General features: G+C 59.7%; 19 protein-coding genes. 3 read left to right on the plus strand and 16 right to left on the minus strand.

The window, feature by feature from the left end:
• Window positions 1–7 precede the first annotated feature (7 nt).
• The 16 genes from O6929_00130 to O6929_00205 form a co-directional block, all read right to left on the minus strand.
• The gene (locus tag O6929_00130; protein ID MCZ6478803.1) at window positions 8–967 is read right to left on the minus strand and encodes a hypothetical protein; all 960 of its coding nucleotides are present in this window, start codon (window positions 965–967) and stop codon (window positions 8–10) included.
• A gap of 50 nt (window positions 968–1,017) precedes the next feature.
• Window positions 1,018–1,830, minus strand: a complete 813-nt coding sequence (otsB, locus tag O6929_00135) for a trehalose-phosphatase (protein MCZ6478804.1) — start codon at window positions 1,828–1,830, stop codon at window positions 1,018–1,020.
• The gene (locus O6929_00140) at window positions 1,827–3,308 is read right to left on the minus strand and encodes a trehalose-6-phosphate synthase (GenBank protein ID MCZ6478805.1); all 1,482 of its coding nucleotides are present in this window, start codon (window positions 3,306–3,308) and stop codon (window positions 1,827–1,829) included. The genes otsB and O6929_00140 overlap by 4 nt, the downstream gene beginning before the upstream one ends.
• A 496-nt stretch (window positions 3,309–3,804) precedes the next feature.
• Window positions 3,805–4,098: a LapA family protein gene (locus O6929_00145; protein MCZ6478806.1), complete on the minus strand. Its 294-nt coding sequence runs from the start codon at window positions 4,096–4,098 to the stop codon at window positions 3,805–3,807.
• Between the two features lie 128 nt (window positions 4,099–4,226).
• Window positions 4,227–5,138 (minus strand): ABC transporter permease, encoded by a 912-nt coding sequence (locus tag O6929_00150; GenBank protein ID MCZ6478807.1) that lies wholly within the window; start codon window positions 5,136–5,138, stop codon window positions 4,227–4,229.
• Window positions 5,139–5,150: 12 nt separating this feature from the next.
• Window positions 5,151–6,104 carry an ABC transporter permease gene (locus tag O6929_00155; protein MCZ6478808.1) on the minus strand — a complete coding sequence of 318 codons (954 nt, stop codon included), beginning with the start codon at window positions 6,102–6,104 and terminating at the stop codon, window positions 5,151–5,153.
• Between the two features lie 95 nt (window positions 6,105–6,199).
• On the minus strand, window positions 6,200–7,822 hold the full coding sequence (locus tag O6929_00160; protein ID MCZ6478809.1) for an ABC transporter substrate-binding protein: 1,623 nt from the start codon (window positions 7,820–7,822) through the stop codon (window positions 6,200–6,202).
• A 338-nt stretch (window positions 7,823–8,160) separates the two neighbouring features.
• A complete protein-coding gene (locus tag O6929_00165; protein ID MCZ6478810.1) occupies window positions 8,161–8,628 on the minus strand; it encodes a hypothetical protein in 468 nt (155 codons plus the stop codon).
• A gap of 258 nt (window positions 8,629–8,886) precedes the next feature.
• On the minus strand, window positions 8,887–9,255 hold the full coding sequence (gene mnhG / locus O6929_00170; protein ID MCZ6478811.1) for a monovalent cation/H(+) antiporter subunit G: 369 nt from the start codon (window positions 9,253–9,255) through the stop codon (window positions 8,887–8,889).
• The gene (locus O6929_00175; protein ID MCZ6478812.1) at window positions 9,248–9,514 is read right to left on the minus strand and encodes a monovalent cation/H+ antiporter complex subunit F; all 267 of its coding nucleotides are present in this window, start codon (window positions 9,512–9,514) and stop codon (window positions 9,248–9,250) included. The genes mnhG and O6929_00175 overlap by 8 nt, the downstream gene beginning before the upstream one ends.
• Window positions 9,514–10,008, minus strand: coding sequence for a Na+/H+ antiporter subunit E (locus O6929_00180; GenBank protein ID MCZ6478813.1), 495 nt, complete (start codon window positions 10,006–10,008; stop codon window positions 9,514–9,516). The genes O6929_00175 and O6929_00180 overlap by 1 nt, the downstream gene beginning before the upstream one ends.
• A complete protein-coding gene (locus O6929_00185) occupies window positions 10,005–11,516 on the minus strand; it encodes a proton-conducting transporter membrane subunit (protein ID MCZ6478814.1) in 1,512 nt (503 codons plus the stop codon). The genes O6929_00180 and O6929_00185 overlap by 4 nt, the downstream gene beginning before the upstream one ends.
• On the minus strand, window positions 11,513–11,848 hold the full coding sequence (locus tag O6929_00190) for a Na(+)/H(+) antiporter subunit C (GenBank protein MCZ6478815.1): 336 nt from the start codon (window positions 11,846–11,848) through the stop codon (window positions 11,513–11,515). Before O6929_00190 ends, O6929_00185 begins: the two co-directional genes overlap by 4 nt.
• Window positions 11,845–12,273: a Na(+)/H(+) antiporter subunit B gene (locus O6929_00195; GenBank protein ID MCZ6478816.1), complete on the minus strand. Its 429-nt coding sequence runs from the start codon at window positions 12,271–12,273 to the stop codon at window positions 11,845–11,847. Before O6929_00195 ends, O6929_00190 begins: the two co-directional genes overlap by 4 nt.
• Window positions 12,270–14,573 (minus strand): proton-conducting transporter membrane subunit, encoded by a 2,304-nt coding sequence (locus O6929_00200; protein ID MCZ6478817.1) that lies wholly within the window; start codon window positions 14,571–14,573, stop codon window positions 12,270–12,272. Before O6929_00200 ends, O6929_00195 begins: the two co-directional genes overlap by 4 nt.
• A 246-nt stretch (window positions 14,574–14,819) precedes the next feature.
• On the minus strand, window positions 14,820–15,251 hold the full coding sequence (locus O6929_00205) for a DoxX family protein (protein MCZ6478818.1): 432 nt from the start codon (window positions 15,249–15,251) through the stop codon (window positions 14,820–14,822).
• 296 nt (window positions 15,252–15,547) lie between these two features.
• On the opposite strand from O6929_00205, the gene O6929_00210 reads away from it, so the two are divergent.
• The 3 genes from O6929_00210 to O6929_00220 all read left to right on the plus strand — a co-directional run bounded on the left by O6929_00210 (window position 15,548) and on the right by O6929_00220 (window position 18,747).
• Window positions 15,548–15,925 (plus strand): hypothetical protein, encoded by a 378-nt coding sequence (locus tag O6929_00210; GenBank protein ID MCZ6478819.1) that lies wholly within the window; start codon window positions 15,548–15,550, stop codon window positions 15,923–15,925.
• Between the two features lie 601 nt (window positions 15,926–16,526).
• Window positions 16,527–17,129 carry a hypothetical protein gene (locus tag O6929_00215; protein ID MCZ6478820.1) on the plus strand — a complete coding sequence of 201 codons (603 nt, stop codon included), beginning with the start codon at window positions 16,527–16,529 and terminating at the stop codon, window positions 17,127–17,129.
• Window positions 17,130–17,589: 460 nt separating this feature from the next.
• Window positions 17,590–18,747, plus strand: a complete 1,158-nt coding sequence (locus O6929_00220) for an alanine--glyoxylate aminotransferase family protein (protein MCZ6478821.1) — start codon at window positions 17,590–17,592, stop codon at window positions 18,745–18,747.
• The last annotated feature ends 190 nt before the right edge of the window (window positions 18,748–18,937 follow it).

Raw genomic sequence — 18,937 nt, forward strand, 5'->3', positions numbered from 1 at the left:
CCCCGACTTACTCCCCCTCTTCCCACTGCTCGATCACGGCCGCTGCCAAGAGCGGGAACAGGATTTCGTGATGTCCGATTAGGGCGTATCCTTGGCCGCCTCCCGCCACGGGGCGGCGGACGACGTTCTGGGTCGGGCGGTAATGTTGCAGAAAGTCCATGTTCACGGTGGTGAAGTCAGTCACGGCATGCCCCACGTTCCGGGCCACCGCTATCGCTTTCATAAAGACCTCGGGAAGGAGGACCGCGGAGCCCACATTGAGATAGACCCCACCACCCCCGAGCTCTGCCACCACCGCCGTCAATAGCCGAAAGTCGAGATGGCTCGCCTCGCCAATGGCTGCTCCGTCGCACGAGGGGTGCATGTGAATGACATCGGTCCCGACCGCCACGTGGACAGTCACCGGCAGGTGGAGACGAACCGCAGCGGCACAGAGGCTCAAGTGCAGATACGGGGGGCTCAGGACTCGAAGTTTTTCCCCCACGGCCTGTCCGAACCCCCAACCTTTGGCGATTCCCTCCCGGACCGCATCGTTGAGGATTCTTCCGGTTTCCTCGGCCATCCCGAACTCTCCGGTTCCCAGGACGGCTTCCACTTCCTCGGAGGTAAAGCCGGCGTACGCAAGTTCGAAGTCGTGGATCGGGCCGGCCCCGTTCATGGCGATGGCGTTCACGATCCCGCGTTCCATCAGATCGATCACCACCGGCGAGAGCCCGACCTTGATGACGTGGGCCCCCAGCCCCAAGATCACTGGCTTTCCGGCCCGGCGGGCGGTAACCATGGCGGCCACCACGGCGCGGAAATCCCGGGCCCCCAAGATATCGGGGAGGGTAGCGAGGAAGTCCCGAAGGACCCCTCCTTTTTGCCAGACCCGTGCCAGGGCCGTGACGGAAACCTTGCTCGGCCGGTCGCGGAGGGGGGTGGTCTTTATCTTGTCAAGGTCAATAGGTTCCCACGGCTTTTCCATCTTGTTCTCCACCAGTCGATCTTCCCTCGATTCCCCTGTTCTATTGCTCCTCAGGCGACCATCGCGGTTCTGAGGTGCCTGCATCGTTTTAGAAACTCCTTGACCTCTTCCTGGTCCCGAAGGTAATACGAGGCGGCACTGCTTGGCTTTCGGCCTCCCACGAAGACCGCCAAGTCGTTCGCTCGCAGGGCGGCAAAGGCGGCCTCGTCGGTCTCATCGTCCCCCAGATAGCAGAGCAAGATCTTGCGAGGCGACCGGCTTCGTTCGATCTCTCTCCGGATGAGCTTGACGGCATTCCCCTTATCCCACTGTACCGCGGGGCGCACTTCCAAGACCATCTTTCCCCGGGTGACACGAATCTCTCCCCGCTTCAGATACGGGCTTACCGTCTGCATGAAGATGTCTTGGACGGTGGAATGTCGGGCCCGGGGGACTCGCCGATAGTGGAAGCTGAGGCTTAAGGTCTTATCCTCGACGAGGACTCCGAAAATCCCCGCAAGTCGCTTCCGGAGCTCTCTGGCGATTCGGACGAGCACCGGGCGCGTCGCCGCCGCCCCCGGGTGAAGAAAACGAAGGTTTGGCCCTTGCAGCTCCAGGCCATGGTTCCCCGCGTAGTAGAGTCCCCGGATCCCGATGCGCCTCCGCAGATCCCGCAGTCCACGACCGCTGATGATCCCAATGGCCACCTGGCTGTCCTGACTGAGGGCCTGCAACATCTTCCGGTGAGATGGGGAGAGGCGGGGAATCCCCGGGCGGCTCGCGATGGGGCTGAGGGTCCCATCAAAATCGAACAAGAGGGCAATCTGTTCCGCCTGCCGGATCCGCGCGGCACAGCGGTTCCAGGTGCGGAAGAGATGGATCATAACCGCCCGCGACGGATCCGCCTGACTTCCTTGAGCATATCCAGGGCCCACCGGTAGATATCGTGATCCTGAATCTGCTCCTGGAGCCACCGGCAGCGCCTGCCCCGCTCTTCCTGAGGCATCTCAAGCGCCTGCCGGATGGCCTCGGCAGACCCCTCGATGTCATATGGGTTAATCGACGGCGCCTCAGCGAGTTCGCGGGCCGCGCCGGTAAACCGACTGAGGATCAGAACGCCTGGCTTCTCCCCCTGTTGCGCAGCGATAAATTCCTTGCTCACCAAATTCATGCCATCATGCAGGGCCGTCACGAGGCAGACATCCGCCATCGCAAGATAGGCGAGAACCCTCGGGTAACTAACCTGTTGGTCCAAGAGGATCACCGGCTGCCACGTCTCCGTCCCGTACTTCCAGTTGATCTCTTCGACTCGCTGGGCGATGTCCCCCCGGAGTTCCTTGTACGCGGGGATGTGGATCCGGCTGGGGGCCCCAATCCCCAGGTAAACGAACCGCCCCACGTAGTGTGGATACCGCTCGAGGAACCGATCGATGGCATGGAGCCGCTCCACGATGCCTTTCGTGTAGTCAATTCGGTCCACTCCAACCGCCAGGAACTCCGGTCGCCCTCCCAGCAGGCGATCAATCCGGCGCGTCTCTTCTTCGACTTCGGGCGATTCGAGGTCCTGAACGATACGATGATAATCGATGCTAATGGGGAAGGGTTTGACAACGGTCATACGCCCCCGGTACTGAACCGCCGATTGCTCGGCAATAATCTTGGCCTCTAGCTCATTGGCCACCGTGGCCAGGAAGTTATCGCAGTGGTAGCGGATCTGAAATCCGAGCAGGTCAGCCCCCAGCATCCCCTCCAGCAGCTCTCGTCTCCAGGGACAGATCCGAAAGACCTCGGGGGTCGGCCAGGGCGTGTGCCAGAAATGCGCCACGCTCAGATCCGGTCGCGCCTGCTTCAGGAACCGCGGTAAGAGCGCGAGATGAAAATCTTGGCTCCAGATCAAGGCGCGCCCTTGTCCGGCTTCCTTCAGGGCGGCATCGCTCATGACCTGATTCACCGCCTGATAATGCTGCCAGTCTGAGGCGCGAAAGATCGGCCGGACGAAGGCGGTATGGCAGAGGGGCCAGAGGACCTCGTTGCCGAAGCCATGGTAGTACCCCTCTTCCTGCTCCTTGCTCAGAAAAACCCGCCGGAGGGTGTACTGAGGATCCTCTGGCGGGACCCGCACCCGGCCCTCGGCATCCACGACAATCCGGTCCGCCGGAGTCTGCCCGGAGGCCACCCAGCTCCCTTTGGCTACGCGGAGCACCGGATCAAGCGCCACTACGAGCCCACCGGCAGGCCGTCGCCAGATGACACGATCCCCGTCGTAGATATGCATATACGGCTGACGGTTGGAGACGACCACCACTCGGGTGGCCCTCATCTTGGTCTTTACAAAATCCTGTAATGCTGCACGATGAATCATCTCACTCCCCCCTCAAAAAGGGGGGCCTCCTCTGGGCAACCTCCTGCGACCCAACGCACTCCCCGGGTCGACAGGGGCGCCTGCGTCAGTCCCCTGCAACAAGGCTGCCACGGCTGGAAGGAGAAAGGCGGGAACTCGGTGGATCGCCAGATTTGTTGACCCTTGTATTTGTATGTACTTGTATCAAAAAAACCCGAGAGGGTCAACCCTCGGGGGCTCAGTTTTCGCGACGCCTGGATGATTTGGCCGGGAACAATCCCGCAGGCAGTTCTAACACGCGTTGGAAGATGCCAAAGACCCCGCGACCGAGGGACTCCTGGGGCACCATTCTGACCTGGGGCGTCTTCAGGGGTCCTTCGACCTTCATTGAGACCACCAAGGCACTCCCCTCCTCGCCAAAGAGGAGATGGCCGAGGAGGGGAACCTTATGAAGCTTGAGACCACGGATTACTTTATCCGATGGAGTCCGTGGAGATGCGACGCACCCGGCTCCCTTTCATTCCTTTTCGTGGGGCTCGTCCCACTCTTCCGACCCGCCAAATTGCCTGGCCAGACGCTCGAGTCTCGCCTCGGTCTCCTTGAGCCGCCGCCTCGCCTTCAGCGTCTGGGGAAGGCTGACAAGGGTGGCCAACAGGGCTCCCAATCCCACAGAGATCAAGATCACCACGACCACCGAGCTCTGGAAGGTCCACACGAGGAAATGAACCGTGACCTCCTCGGCATTCTGGACCGCAAAGATCGCGACAACGGTGGCCAGCAGTAAAGCCATGATCAAGTAAAATTGCTTCATGGCGGGATCATAGCGAGGGTTCCGGTGCAAGAAGAATTCCAAAAACCATCGCCATGCTATCGGAAAGGAAAAGGAGGGTCAAGGCAGCCACACCCGCATACCGCGGCGGCACGGTACGCACTGATTGCTCAGGACGTGCGAAGCTTGGGGTCGAGCACGTCTCGGAGGGAGTCACCAAAGAGATTGAAGCCGAAGACAGCGGCACTGATGGCGAGGCCGGGAAAGATGCCCATCCAGGGTGCCCGTTCCGCAAACTCCACGGCGGCTCCCTTGAGCATCAGGCCCCAGGCCGGGGTAGGCTCGGTCACCCCGAGGCCCAGGAAGCTCAGAGATGCCTCCAAAAGGATGGCCTGACCCAGGAAGGCGGTCAGCATGATCAAATAGGGAGCCACGACGTTTGGCAGCATGTGGCGGAACATGATCCGCATGTGGCTGAACCCCATGGCTCGGGCCGCGTCCACATACGGGGTCTCTCGGATGGCCAACGCGCTCGAGCGCACCACCCGCGCACACCGCGGCACCATGGGGACCGCGATGGCGATGATCACGTTTTCCACCCCGGTGCCCAGCGCCGCCACCACCGCGAGGGCCAAGACGATGAGGGGAAAAGAAAGCAGAACATCCATGACTCGCTGGATCACGAGGTCGCTCTTGCCGCCGAAGTAGGCGCTCATCACCCCCATGATCGCCCCCACCGTCGCCCCGAAAATGGAGGCCGAGAACCCCACCAGCAATGCTGTCCGGGAACCATAAATAATCCGGCTCAAAATATCCCGACCATAGATGTCCGTCCCCAACCAGAATTTCGCTCCCGGCGCCTGCATCATGAGGTGATAGCGGGTTGTTAGCGGATCATAGGGGGCGAGGTAATCGGCCCCGATGGCCACCAGGACCATAACGACAACGACGGCCGCGCCGCAGGTCCCGAGCGGCTTTTGTCGGGTGAATCGGACGACTGCCTGAAGCCACATGGGCAACCCGGTCGGAACCCGCCGCCCCACCGCTGCCGCTGTCTCAACCCGGGTCTGGTTCGCTTCCACTTTCCTTCCCCGCTACCGATACCGAATCCGAGGATCCAGCCAGCCGTACAGGATGTCTATGACAAAGTTCACCAGGACAAACGTCACGGCGACCAGCAGGACCAACGTCTGGGTCATGGTGTAATCCCGCTGGGCGATGGACTGCACTAACAGCTTCCCGAGTCCGTTCAGATTGAAGACCTGCTCCGTGACCACGAGCCCCCCGATTAAGAAGGCAAACTCGAGCCCGATTACCGTGATCACCGGCAGCAGGGCGTTTTTCATCGCGTGGCGGGTGATGACCACCTTCTCCCATAACCCCTTGGCACGGGCCGTTCGGACGTAGTCCTCCCGTAACACTTCCAACATCGAGGATCGCATCATGCGCGTGGAGACGGCGGAATACCGGTACCCGACGGCCACGGCAGGCCAGACGATCTGCGAGAGATTCGCCCACGGATCGACCCAGATCGGCGTGTAAACCATCGGCGGGACCCACTGAAAGTAGATCAGCAGGAAGAGGATGATGAGAATCCCCAGCCAGAAAGAGGGCATGGATAATCCGGCAATGCTGAAGACCCGGACGGCGTAATCCACCCAGGTGTCCTGCTTCAGGGCCGCAAGCGTCCCCAACGGAATCGCAATGAGGATCGCCACCACGGTCGCCAGAATAGCGACCTCGAGGCTGAGCTCGAGCCGGATGCCGATCTCGTGGGAGATGGGGCGGCCCGTCCACATGGACGTTCCGAAATCCAGCCGCACAATCCCCCATATCCAGTTCACAAACTGCTGCCAGAGGGGCTTATCGAGGCCCAGCCGCGCCCGCTCCGTGGCCAGGACCTCTTCCGTGACGAAACCCCCTTCGCTGGTGAGTCTCAGCTCGACGACGTCACCTGGAATCACCCGCATGAGGAGGAAGATGAAGACCGCGACCCCGAGAAGGGTCGGGATCATCAAGAGGAACCGCTTGATGATATATCGTTGCATTGCCTCTCAAAAAGAAGGTGGCCCGCCGCCTTCCCCTGCGCGGCGGGCCACCGTTTTGAGGAGCGCCGAGCGCTCAATCCCCCTCACGAGGGCTACTACTTATCGGCCAGCCAGACGTCCCGCAAGTCCTGATTGAGGTAGTGGCTGGGGAGCTGGTTCCAGCCTCGTACCTTGGCCCAGTGGGGATTGATCTTGAACCACCAGAGGGTGGGAAACGTGTAGACCTTCTCGCTGAGCACTCGCTTCTCAAACTGGCGGATCAGCTTCATCCGCTCTTTCTTGCTCCTGGCGCGGCTCTGCTTTTCGTACAGCTTGTCCAAGACCGGATCCTCGTAGCGCGAGTAGTTGGCACCGCTTGTCCCCATGGAGAGGAACTTGGAGAGCTGAAGATCCGGCTCGTCCATAAAGCCGCACTCCCAGTCCATGATGGTCTGGAAGTTTCCCTTTTTCCGATCACCGAAGAACGGACCCTTTTCCAAGACCTTGAGCGAGACGTTGAGCCCGATCTTTCGCCACTGGTCGACGAGCCAGATTCCCATATGCTCATACGGCATCGGCAGGTCGCGATTCTTGAAGGTGAAAGAAAACCCCTCGGGAACTCCGGCCTCCTTGAGGAGGCGGCGGGCCTCCTTCCGGGCAGCCTTGATGTCCTTGCCGTAGCCGACGAGCCCCGTCAGCTCTGCCTCGGTCGCGGCAAATTCGGAGCCGGGGCGCATGATGCCTCCCACCGGCTTGATGATGGCGATCCTGGACAGGTACCGTGAAGCCTCCCAGCGGTCCAGGGCTAACGTCAGGGCCTTCCGGACCCGCACATCATTGAAAGGCTTCTTTTCGTTGTTAATGGCGACCGAGAGATAGCAGAGCCATGGGCCCTCCTGGACCCGGATCTTGTCTCCTAAGGCCCGGACCAGGTCGTCACGGCTCGAGGGAGGGAACCCCCGGAACTCGATGAGGGCGCGCCCGCCCCGGACCGCGGCCACCCTGGCCGAGCTCGACTTAATGAAGATGGCCCTGTATCCGTCGAGGTAGGGCCGACCCTTCACGAAGTAGTCCTCGTTCCTCTTGCCGATCCAGTGAGACCCTGGGACAAACTCCGCAAACTTGAAGGGGCCGGTCCCATTGATGTTCTTCTCATACCAATGCGGATCCTTCGCGAGGATGTCCGCCTTGTAGATGAAGTTCCAAGGGGAGGCGAGATTCGCCAAGAAGGAGGGGGCTGCCCACTTCAGGCGAAACACGACCGTCCGGGCGTCCGGCGCCTTCACCGACTCTACCACGAGATAGGCCCCCTTGCGGGCGCTCGATACGCCCGGGGGTGGGGAGATGATCTTGTCGTACGTGGCCTTGACGTCGCGGGCCGTGAGGAGGGATCCGTCGTGAAACTTGATCCCTTTCCGGATCTTGAAGGTGTATGTCTTCCCATCTTTGGAAATCTTCCAGCTTTCTGCCACGTCCCCGACGATCTTTGGGTAGTTCATCTGGTCGAACTTCAACAGCAGGCTGTAGTGAGGGGCCACCGGGTGAATCAGCGCAAAGGTGGTCTCCCGATGCCCATCAAAGGAGGGGGGGTCTTTCGGCACGGCAAAGTCCAGGCTCCCCCCATACCGGGGCTGCTCTGCTGCCATGGCCGCAGGAGCCATGACCAAGGCCAGCACAAACATGGCTGCGGATACGGCAGCGATACACCGGGTTCGGCGAGTAAAGGTTCTCCTCTTCATGCTTCACCTCCTTGCCAAGAGTTCCCTTCTGATATGAAATGAAAATGCTGATCCGGGGTGTCGACTGCCCCGGGCTCTCGCGCAGAGGACCCTGGTGGGGCGGGGGAGTAGCCTATACAGGATCCCCCATACCTGTCAAGATGAAACCCTCGACCTCTGTTTTTACAGAGCATTAGGAGGCAATGGACCGAAACTTCAAGAAGGAAGAGCGGCGCGCTCTTACGGTCTGAGAGGCCTGCGGGACGGATGACCGCCGGACAGAGGAAGGCATGAAGAGGGAGTGTTTAAAAGAGAAAGGCCCCGTCAATTGACGGGGCCTTTGGCAAAGCAGGCTGGCCTTAGTTCTTGAGGCCGTAAAGGGCGAGGATCTTTTCGGTATACTTCGTCAGGCTCTCCCGGGTCTCCTTGCCGGCCTTCTCCAGAAGATTTTGAAGGTTCCCGGTGAACCGGGTCAGGGCCTCCAGCTGGGCATCCCCGAGGTTCGTGAACTTTTCTCCCTCCCCCCAGTAGAGGCTCACCACTTTTTGGGGAAAAGCCATCGGATCCTTCGGAAATTCCTGAGCCACAGCCCACTGACGGTTCAAGACGTCCCTGGCCTCTTCAGACGCGCGCCGGATCGTTCCCTGGACCTCGTCCAGATACTGAACGCCTTCCCGCGCGATGGCGGCGTTGGCATCGACCGTCCGGCCCGAGACGTCCCGCTGGACCTCGCCAGCCAGGGATAAGGCCCCCAGCGCTTTATCAACTGTCTCGGTCCACGCCTCATTCGCCTTGGTGCTGATCTCTGTGAAATCGGGCTGATTCATAACATCCCTCCTTACCTTACGTTATCAGTGTTTACCCATAATCTCTTCTTGGCCAACCCAAGAGGATCAGGACGTTCTGTTAGGGAATATAACACCCTGCGTCATACCTGTCAAGTATTTTTTGCGTTGCATTATAAAAAATAATGCTGTGAGCCAATTAATTGATTTTAAAGCATTTTGCTGGATGTATGGATGCGAGAGACACCTTGGGGAGGACAAGACAGGTCTCGGATGAGAGAGGCGTATTGGGAAGGTGCGTCACCGAGCGCGGGAGTCCTGCTCGGCCGCGTAGGCGGATGGCTCCACAGCTTCCCTCAGGTCATCCGCGACCATCCGATCGGCGGCCAGCGGAACCCGACCCCGATAGGCGGCCCGAGCGATCATATGAGCCCCGACGGGCGCGGTGAGCAGCAGAAAACACAAAGCCAGCAACGCCTTGAGGCCGATGGGAGAGTTTCCGTACTTGACCGTGGCGGCGAGAAAAATACTACAAGCCCCAAGCGTGGTGGTTTTCGTGGTGGCATGCATCCGGCACAGCACATCGGGAAACCGGATGAGACCAATGGAGCCGGCCGCCAGAAAGAAAGTCCCGATCAGAATCAGGATCCCCGCAACGACGTCAACCAACGATATCCCCCTTTTTGATGTACTTCGCTATAGCCATAGTTCCCACAAATCCCAGGATCGCCAGGACCAGGACGACATCGATGAGTTCGACCAAGCCATCCCGAATGACCAGCAGCACGACGACGACGGCCAGGTTTGTAGAGAAGGCATCAAAGGCAACCACCCGATCAGGGACCGAGGGGCCTATCACAATGCGGTAGAGACACAGAAGAGTCGAGCAGGCCGCCACCAGGAGTGCTCCGTTCACGAGAAGTGTCATCAGTCTGCTACCTCCACTGTGTAATCTTCCAGACCCCGCCGGATCCCCTCCCGCACCTCCTCCGGGTGGGCAATGTCCAGCGTATGGATGTAGAGGGTCCGTCCATCCGGAGCGACATCCATCGTGAGGGTCCCGGGCGTGAGCGTAATGCTGTTGGCCAACAGCGTGGTCCCGAGAGGGCTCCGGTGACGGGTCGCAAAGGCAATAATCCCCGGACGGATCGGCATCTTGGGATGGAGCGCCATATAGACCACCTGCAGATTCGCCTTGAGCAGCTCGTACAGGAAGTGCGCGAGGTAGCGGAGGAAGGCCGGGATCTTCCGGAACAGACGGAGTGGAGACGGACTCCACGGAAAGAACGGGCGAAACAGCACGAGGGTGAGTGTCCCCATCAGCAATCCCATGAGGAAGTTGGCCAAGGTTATCGCCCCGCTCAGAAAGCACCACACCACGGCGAGCACGAGGGTGAGCATCCAAAGTTTGCGCTCTTTCATTGCGGCTCCACAGTGGAGGCTGTCACAGGCGGCACCTCCCGAAAAACGGCCGTGACGTAGGCCTCCGGCTGCCTCAGTTGAGCTTCCACGGCTCGCAGAAAATCGACCAGGGGGTTGAGAAATATTGTGCCGACCAGGATGACCCCGGCCAAGACAAGTCCCGATCCTTTCATGAGCCGAGGGGCCGGGTGGAGAGCGCGTCCGCTGCCTTCACGCCAAAAGATCTGTTGCCAGGCAGCAAAGAGATACCAGAGGGTCACGATGGCCAAGCCTGCCGCCAACGCCGCGAGGAATCCGTGCCCCGACTCGAGTGCGGCCTGGATGAGAAGAAACTTGGCGAAAAAGCCGAGGAGGGGGGGGACTCCGGCAATGCCCATAGTCCCGATCAGAAAAGCACCTGCCGTCCAGGGCATCTGCCGGGCAAGTCCCCCCATGCCTCCCATCTCCCTCGTCCCCGTCGCCTCAATGACAACCCCTGCCGTGAGGAAGAGCATCGCCTTGGACAGGGCGTGATTCACGATAAAGAGGAGTGTACTCAGGAGGGCGAGGGGGGTTCCGATCCCGAGGCCCAAGATGATGTAACCCATCTGGCTCACGCTCGAATACGCCAGGAGGCGCTTGACGTCCGACTGGGCGAGGGCTCCACAAGCCCCCACCACCATAGTGACCGCCGCAAGGGCCAAAATCCACTCCTGCGCGTCGGGCCGGAGGGGGACAAAGATCACACTGGAAACTCGGAGAATACTGTATGCGCCCACCTTGATCAGGACGCCGGAAAGCATGGCACTGATCGGGGTCGGGGCACTCGAGTGGGCGTCAGGCAGCCAGAAGTAAAACGGAAACATTGATGCCTTTACCCCGAAGACCGCGATGAAGAGGAGGAAGATGGTGGGGAGGGGGCCCGGCTCCTGAAGCCCCCCGATCTTGAGACTGAGATCGGCCATGTTCAAGGTTCCCATGACGCCGTACAGCCCGCCCACCGCCAATAAAAACACCGCAGAGGCAATGAGGTTGATGGTGGCGTATTTGAGCGAGGCCTCGAGCTGATAGTCCTCACCACCAAAGGCCACCAGGGCGTAGGAGGAGATCAAGAGAATTTCGAAGAAGACAAACAGGTTGAAGATGTCCCCGGTGAGGAAGGCACCATAGATGCCCATCATGAGCAGATGGAAGAGAGGATGGTACGCGAGCCGCTGCCCCTCTTCGTCAACGTATCCCACGGAGTAGCAGAGGGCGACCAGAGCCACACCGCTCGACAGGAGGACCATCCCGCTGCTTAAGAGATCCGCCACCAGGATGATGCCGAAGGGGGGAGACCAGCTGCCCATGACGTGGACCACGGTTCCCCAGCTCCAGACGGTCCTGAGGAGGAGGAGGGCGCTGGCGAATGTGGCCCCCCCTCCGACCAGGCTCGCCAGGATCTTTCCGCGAAGGGACCGTCCGAGAAAGATCGTAACGATGGCGGTCGCCAAGGGAATCAAAACGGGGAGGACCACCAGCATTTTCATCCTCGAAGTCTCCGGATTTGATCCATGTCAACGGTTCCCGTCCGCTGATAGAGACGGTACAGGAGGACCACCATAAAGGCGGTCACCCCGAAGCTGATCACGATGGCGGTGAGGACCAGCGCCTGCGGTAACGGATCGACGTACAACCCGCCGCCAGGCCCGATGATGGGCGGACGATTTCCGGCAAAGCCCCCAGAAGTAACGAGCAAGAGATTTGCCGCGTGAGAGATGAGGGAGAGACCAATGATGACCTTCAGCGCATTGCGACGGAGGACGAGGAACGCCCCGGTCCCGAAGAGGACCCCAATAGTAATGGCAAGTAAGGTCGTCACGCCGTCTCCCTTCCCAGCAGCGATATGACGGTCAAGGTGACCCCGACTACGATGAAGTACACCCCTACATCAAAGACGAAGGCCGAAACAACCTCGACTTCCCCGAAGATGGGGAGATGCAGGTGCAGGATGCCGCTCTTGAGAAATCCCCATCCCAAAAAAAGGCTGCCCAGGCCGGTGCCGAGCGCGAGGGTCAGCCCGAGGGCCACCAGGCCGAGATAGCTGGACGGGGTAACGCGTTGCACTTCCCGCATCCCAAACACGATGTACTGTAACACCAGGGCCGCCGCGGTCATGAGGCCGGCGATGAACCCTCCCCCCGGATTATTGTGGCCCGCCAAGAGGAGATACAGCGAAAAGAGGAAGATGACGGGAAAGGACCACTGGGTGATCGTCTCGGCAATGACCGTCGTTGGCCGCGTCATCGCGTATCCTTTCTGCTGAGCAGGGTGAAGACACCCAGAAGAGCGATGGCCAAGACCGTAACCTCCCCCAGGGTGTCGTATCCGCGGAAGTCGATGAGGATCACATTGACCACGTTTCTGCCGCCTCCCCCAGGGACACTTTCACGGAGAAAGAACTCTGCGATCGAAGGGAAATACCCTTGGCCGGCGGTGGCCAAAACGACCGCCGTCACCGCGCCACCCACCACGGTGGCCAAAAGTCCGTCCCGCAGCAGGCGACCGCGAGAGGCCTGTTCCGGAATAAACGGAGGAAGACGATAGATCACCAACAGAAAAAGGACGAGGGAGGCGGTCTCGATGAGGATCTGGGTGAGAGCGAGGTCCGGGGCGTACAGGAGGATGAAGAGAATCCCCACAAGAAATCCCACCCCTCCGAGCAGAATTACCGCGGGGAGTGGTCGAGGAGCGAAGACCACTGCAATGCTGGCCACGACCGTCAGGATGAGCAGGATCCCCTCGTAGGAGAGGACCGATCGCGCCTCTACAGGGATGAGGGAGACCCGATTCCAAATGAAGGTGGAGAGGACGACCAGGCTCAGAAAGGAGAGAATCCAGAGCAGGTATTGTCTGAGAAAGCCCGATTGGAGCCAGAGCGAAACGTCCCTCCCCGACCGCGACAGGACCTGGAGACTGCCTTTGTAGGTGCTCTCCAGGCTGAGCCGGGAAAAAACATCTCCCTGCCACCGCTGGATCCCCAACCATGCGGGATAGAGGATGAGGCCGGCCGCAATGGTGATGACACTCATCAGCAGGGGTGCTCCGAAGCCGTGCCAGAGGGCTAAGTCGACGTGTACGTTTTGCCTGAGAATGCCAGAAGCCATAGGCTCGAGGAGGAAGTGATCCGCGGGAGCCGGCCAAAGCCCGAGGAAGGGATTGAGCGCGGCCAGAATGAACGGCGACCACCGCATCCCCAGCGGAGCCTCGTGGGGATGTTTGGGGGGATGCCCGGGCTCCCCGAAGAAGACCCCATAGACGAGCCGCAACGAATACGCAAACGTGAAGGCCGATCCTGCCACCGCGAGGACAGGCAACAGGACCCGCTCCGCACCGCCGGTCACGTCCAGCGTGGCCGCATAAAAGAGCTCCTTGCTCACAAAGCCCCCAAAGGGCGGCAAGCCAGCCATGGCGGCCGCCGAGACCAGGGTAAAAACCGCTGTCCAGGGCATCGCCCGCCACAGGCCTCCCAACTGGCTCAACCGTCTCGTCCCGGTTTCATGTTCCACCATTCCCACGCACAGGAACAAGGCTGCCTTAAAGGCCGCGTGGTTCATGAGGTGGAAGGACCCCGCCACCACCCCCTGGCGGGTCCCCAGGCCGTACAGCGCCATAATCAGCCCCAGCTGGCTCACCGTGGAGTACGCCAGCATGGCCTTCAAATCGTCCTGGGCTAACGCCAAGAATCCCCCGACACACAGGGTAAGGATGCCGACCCCTCCGACCAGGTACAGCCATGCCTCGGTCCCCGAAAGGGCCGGATGCAGGCGCGCCACGAGGTACAGACCGGCCTTGACCATCGTCGCGGAGTGCAGATACGCACTCACCGGCGTCGGGGCTTCCATGGCGTTGGGGAGCCAGATATGAAAGGGGGTCTGGGCCGACTTGGTCATGCATCCGAGGAACACCAGACCGAGGATGGGCAGATAGAGGGGGCTGGCGCGGATGATGTCGCCTTGGCTCAGGACCGACTGTATGTCCCAGGATCCGGTGACCTGATGCAAGAGGATGAACCCGATGAGCATGGCCATCCCGCCGCCCGCGGTGATCAGGAGGGCCTGGGTCGCTCCGTAGCGTGAGGCCTCTCGGTGGTCCCAGAACCCAATGAGGAAGAATGAAGAGAGGCTGGTCAGCTCCCAGAAGACAAACAGGGCAATCAGGTTGTCAGTCAGGACCACCCCCAACATGGAGCCCATGAAGAGCAGCATGTAGGTGAAGAACTTCCCGTGCTCCTCGCGCGGGTCCAGGTAAAAGCGGCCGTAGGCCATGATGAGACACCCGGCGAAGGAGATGAGGAGGGCAAAGAAGAGGCTCAGCCCGTCCACCATCAGCGTGAGGTTGGCGTCGAGAAGGGGGACCCAGCGAAGCGTGTATGTGAGGGTCGTTCCGTGGAGTACGTCGGGGAGCAGAGAGAGCAGCGCCAGGGTATTTCCTAAGGCGACCCCAGCGGCCCACCACCCGGTCCGCGTTCCCAAGACCCGCGCAACAAGAGGGGTCAGGGCCGCGGCGAAAAATGGGCAAAGGAGGACGACCAGCAGCAGAATCACCAGGTCCTCCGGGGTGTAAGGTCCACGTCGATGTGTACCAACCCCTCGAACCGGGTCGGCAGACGACGAATATCGAGAGGCGTGTGGGATACCCGCATGCCGCTACGTCATCCGTGTCTCGTGTGATCTAGGAATTTCGCCCCAAGGATATAGAGCGCGAGGTTCTGAGCCAAAACGGGAGGGACCATACCATAACCCAGATAGGGCGGCAAGGAGCTTTTCTCTCCAGTCGGGCCGGTCGGGTGATCAGCGTTTTGGGCGGTCGAGACCGAGCGGCCCACTTCCAAGGAAGAGGATCGCGACTGAAGCCATGAGGAGGACGAGGCCGTATTCGTACCCGCCGGCGATCGCCTTGCCCGCCGCGGCGTCCACGATGATGCCTTGCAGGAAAAAACCCTGCCCCAGGTGGACGAAGAAGACCGCACCCCCCATAATCACCACATGGACTAACGCGCCGATACGAGTGTAATACCCCAGGACGAGCGATGCCCCACCCAGGAAGTGGCCCAGGATCACAAACCAGGCCGTGACCGTCGGGAGCGGAATGCCCATGGAGGCATTAAAGCCGGCCACACCGGCAGGGGTAAGTTCAAAGCCGGCGGAATAGCCGTGCATCACGAAGACCACTCCCAGAGTGACCCGCAGCACTGTGATCCCGTACTCGCGCCCACGCCGCATCGCCTACTCCTCCTGTGCGATTGACCTCCTCGGGCGTTGAGCTGTCCCACCTCTTGCTTGGGCCTTCCGTAATAGACCGAAGAACGCCTAATTTGTCAACGAATTTCCCGCCATTGCCCTCCTATATCCCCCGGCTGAATCGCCGAGGACGCGGACGTCACCTGCTTCGTAGCTCTTCCGAGACCCCAACTACGCAGACCCAAGAAGACCTATCCCGGCAAAAAAACCGCAAATAGCCCCTGGCACAAGCTTTGCACCGCCTTCTCGAAGTCGTCGACCATATGGGGGGCAAGAAAATGGAGTTTGTCACCTTAAAAGAAGCCATCAATCAGGTTGAGCGGATTCTTGTCATGAAGCATAAAGCCACAGAGGATATTGAACGGGCCCAAAAGTATATACAATCGGCGCGAGAGTTTTTAGTGTTTGACCGAAAAGGATTGGCAGGCCCGCCTGTGATTTGCCGGGACACATTACATGTGCACGATGATCGTACAATCTCGTGCATGGAGTTGAGAAAGGTGCTGCGCGCTTCAATTGCCGAACCTGACGGATCCAGCCAGAAGCTTGCGAGTGGCTTGAGTTATGATGATCAGGTGATTTTTTGCGAAAGCTGTCAGAAAAAATGCGCCGAGACATTGGCGCGCCTTGAGGAGGAATTGAAACGTTTAATGTAGAGAAATCACCCCGCACCATTGCAGGCTTTTATTTGTTCCTTCGCCGTTGTTTTTAAAAAAACCTTCCCTATTGCCGCATTGTCTCACCCAAGAAGCCGCGTCCCCAAGTAAACCAAGCCAAAACTACATGCCGGACACGACAAGCATGCTGGAGTGGGCCACCGGATCAGTACCCTTTCCTCTCCGCTTCGACTGAAGCCGTTCAGCCCTCCCTGAGCACCTCAATCCTTTCTCGGCACGCCGTGATCCGTTCGTCCCACCTCCTCCCGCCGACGCTGGTGCGGGAATTGCACTTCTCTATCCCCAGGGGCAAGCCGGGGCGTGCAATAGGCACAACGGGAATACGTAACGTTTCGGTTTGCCACACACCCGGTGGGGGGAAAGCAGAGAATTGGCTCATCGTCGAAATCTTGACAGGAATACAAAGCCCCGGATCACACTGGGAAGGTTGCTCTTCGTCTGTATCACCTTTCTCTGTTTGAGCGGAACCGCGGTATCCCAGGATTGGCCTCTTGGGACGTTCTACTATGAGATTACTCGCAACAACAACCAAACAGGAATACAGAAGATTATATCGACCCGACAGGGCGAAGATGTCGTCGTGGAAACCGAGGAATGGTTGGATGATACCGGTTACTGCCGTGCCTCGAATCGAAGAGAGGTGTGGCGCAACGGCACGCTGGTCGCGTTCGAATCTTTTACTGCAGGCTGGTGTTCCATTTTCGTGCGTATGGTGCGACCGAGTGTGTGTCCATGGGATGAATTCGGAGATCCGATCACGGTCTCGGTATTTCGGAAAGATAAGGGACTCTTCAAAAAATTCGGATCAGAGAAGAGTCAGCAAATTTCCGGAGAGGCCATCCCAACAAATTTCTTGAACCCTGCATTTAGAGGGTCGGACCATATCGTTCAGGCCATGAGTCCAATTACTGGCGAACTTGAATCAATGACCATCTCCAATAAGGGAGTGGAGACTGTATCTGTCGGAAATAAGTCCGAAACGGCGGAACGGTACGTTGTACAAGATCAAGATGGTCAAGATCGTGAGCTCTGGTACGACTCGCGGGGGGTATGGATCAAGATGTTTCTTCACGGCGACGCTGTGACATTCGCAGCTGCCAGCCCCGCAAAGATGGAATCTGAGTTGCCGTCGTTCGTCAGAAGATCGGATTGTCTAAGCAAATTACCGAATCATACGAATTGACCGCATCCTCGACCCCCCTCCTATCCCGACCTCACCGAACTGAATCCCGCGAAGATGATGGCGATCATTACAATTAGCAATGTCTGACCCCAACAATCGTGGCTGAATCGCTGAGGACCCAAAAGTCTACTCATTAAGTAGACTTCTCTTTTCCCGCGCCGTTCACCATAGAAGCCGTGTGTTCGAGCAAACCAGGTCATGACTGCATGCTTGCCACCACACGAATGGACCTGCAAGGTGTCGCCGTCGATGACGCGGACGACTTGGACTACGGCTGAGTCACCCTGGGGTGCGACAGGAACAGGAACAAGGGCAAGGGGGACTACCACTCATGGCTATCCCCCTTGTAGATATGAAAAAACTTCATATTGACAGGTAGTGTCCCGTAATATAGCTTTTCAGTTCCTGGGGTGTCCCTGCGTGCTGTCGCGTGAGTAATCCCAACCCTCCCAGCCGGCCGATGGCGCCGGCGAAACGCCAGGCTGATCGGAGGATTTGCGTGTCTCTGCCCCGTGAATTGATCCCCACGCCGCGCTTCCTGATGGGTCCCGGCCCCAGCGACGTCCACCCGCGCGTCCTGCGCGCCATGGCAACCCCGCTGATCGGCCACCTGGACCCGCAGTTTCTGGTGATCATGGACGAGGTCAAGAGGATGCTCCAGGCCACTTTTCAGACGGCAAACGAAATGACCCTTGCCGTTTCGGCCACAGGCAGCGCTGGAATGGAAACGTGCTTCGTCAATCTGCTGGAGCCCGGGGACGAAGCGCTGGTGTGCGTGAACGGCGTGTTTGGCAACCGCATGGCCGATATCGTGGGGCGCTGCGGTGCCAAGCTGCACCGCGTAGACGCGCCGTGGGGGTCCCCCATCGATCCGCAACAGGTTGAAGATGCCCTGCGAGAGTGCAAACCCAAGCTCGTCGCCCTCGTCCACGCAGAGACATCCACGGGCGTGCTGCAACCGCTGACGGACATCAGCCGGATCATACATGAGGCTGGCGCGCTCCTGCTCGTCGACGCGGTCACTTCGCTCGGTGGGACAGACGTGCGCGTGGACGACTGGGGCATTGACGCCGCGTTCAGCGGCACCCAGAAATGCCTCAGTGCGCCGCCCGGACTGTCACCGGTTTCGTTTAGTCCACGCGCCGTGGCAGCGATGGATGCGCGCAAAACGAAGGTCCAGAGCTGGTACCTGGACATGAGAATGGTGCGCAACTACTGGGGCGAGCAGCGCACGTACCATCACACGGCCCCCATCAGCTTGATGTACGCGCTGCACGAGGCCCTGCGAATCATATTGACAGAGGGACTGGAAGCGCGCTTCGCGCGGCACCGGCGGAATCACGAACTGCTGCGCGACGGCCTGGAAGAATTGGGTTTCACGTTCGTGGTCGAGCCGCCTTATCGGCTGCCCATGCTGAACACCGTCTGGATTCCTGAGAGCCTGGCAGACGCCCCCACGCGCCGGCGTCTCCTGGACGAGTACAACATTGAAATCGGCGCGGGGCTTGGCGAATTCGCCGGCAAGGTCTGGCGTATCGGCCTGATGGGGTGTAGCAGCACCGAGAATCACGTCCACATGCTGCTTTCGGCCCTGAAGCGGATCATGCGGCCCACCTAGTGCCTCTCCAACTAAATCTCCCTAAGCACAGCAAGCTTCCGCGAGGGGCACTGAGGGGTTGTAGGGGAGAGACTCCCCTATGCTTGGGGGGTGCTCAGCGAGGCTAAAGGCGAGCGCCGAAGGGGGGCCTGCCCCCCTAGCGGAAGTGACGCACCAAGGGGGGATTGTTAGCGGGAAATAGTTGGTGCGG

This window comes from Candidatus Methylomirabilota bacterium (genome assembly GCA_027293415.1).
Lineage (GTDB): Bacteria > Methylomirabilota > Methylomirabilia > Methylomirabilales > CSP1-5 > CSP1-5.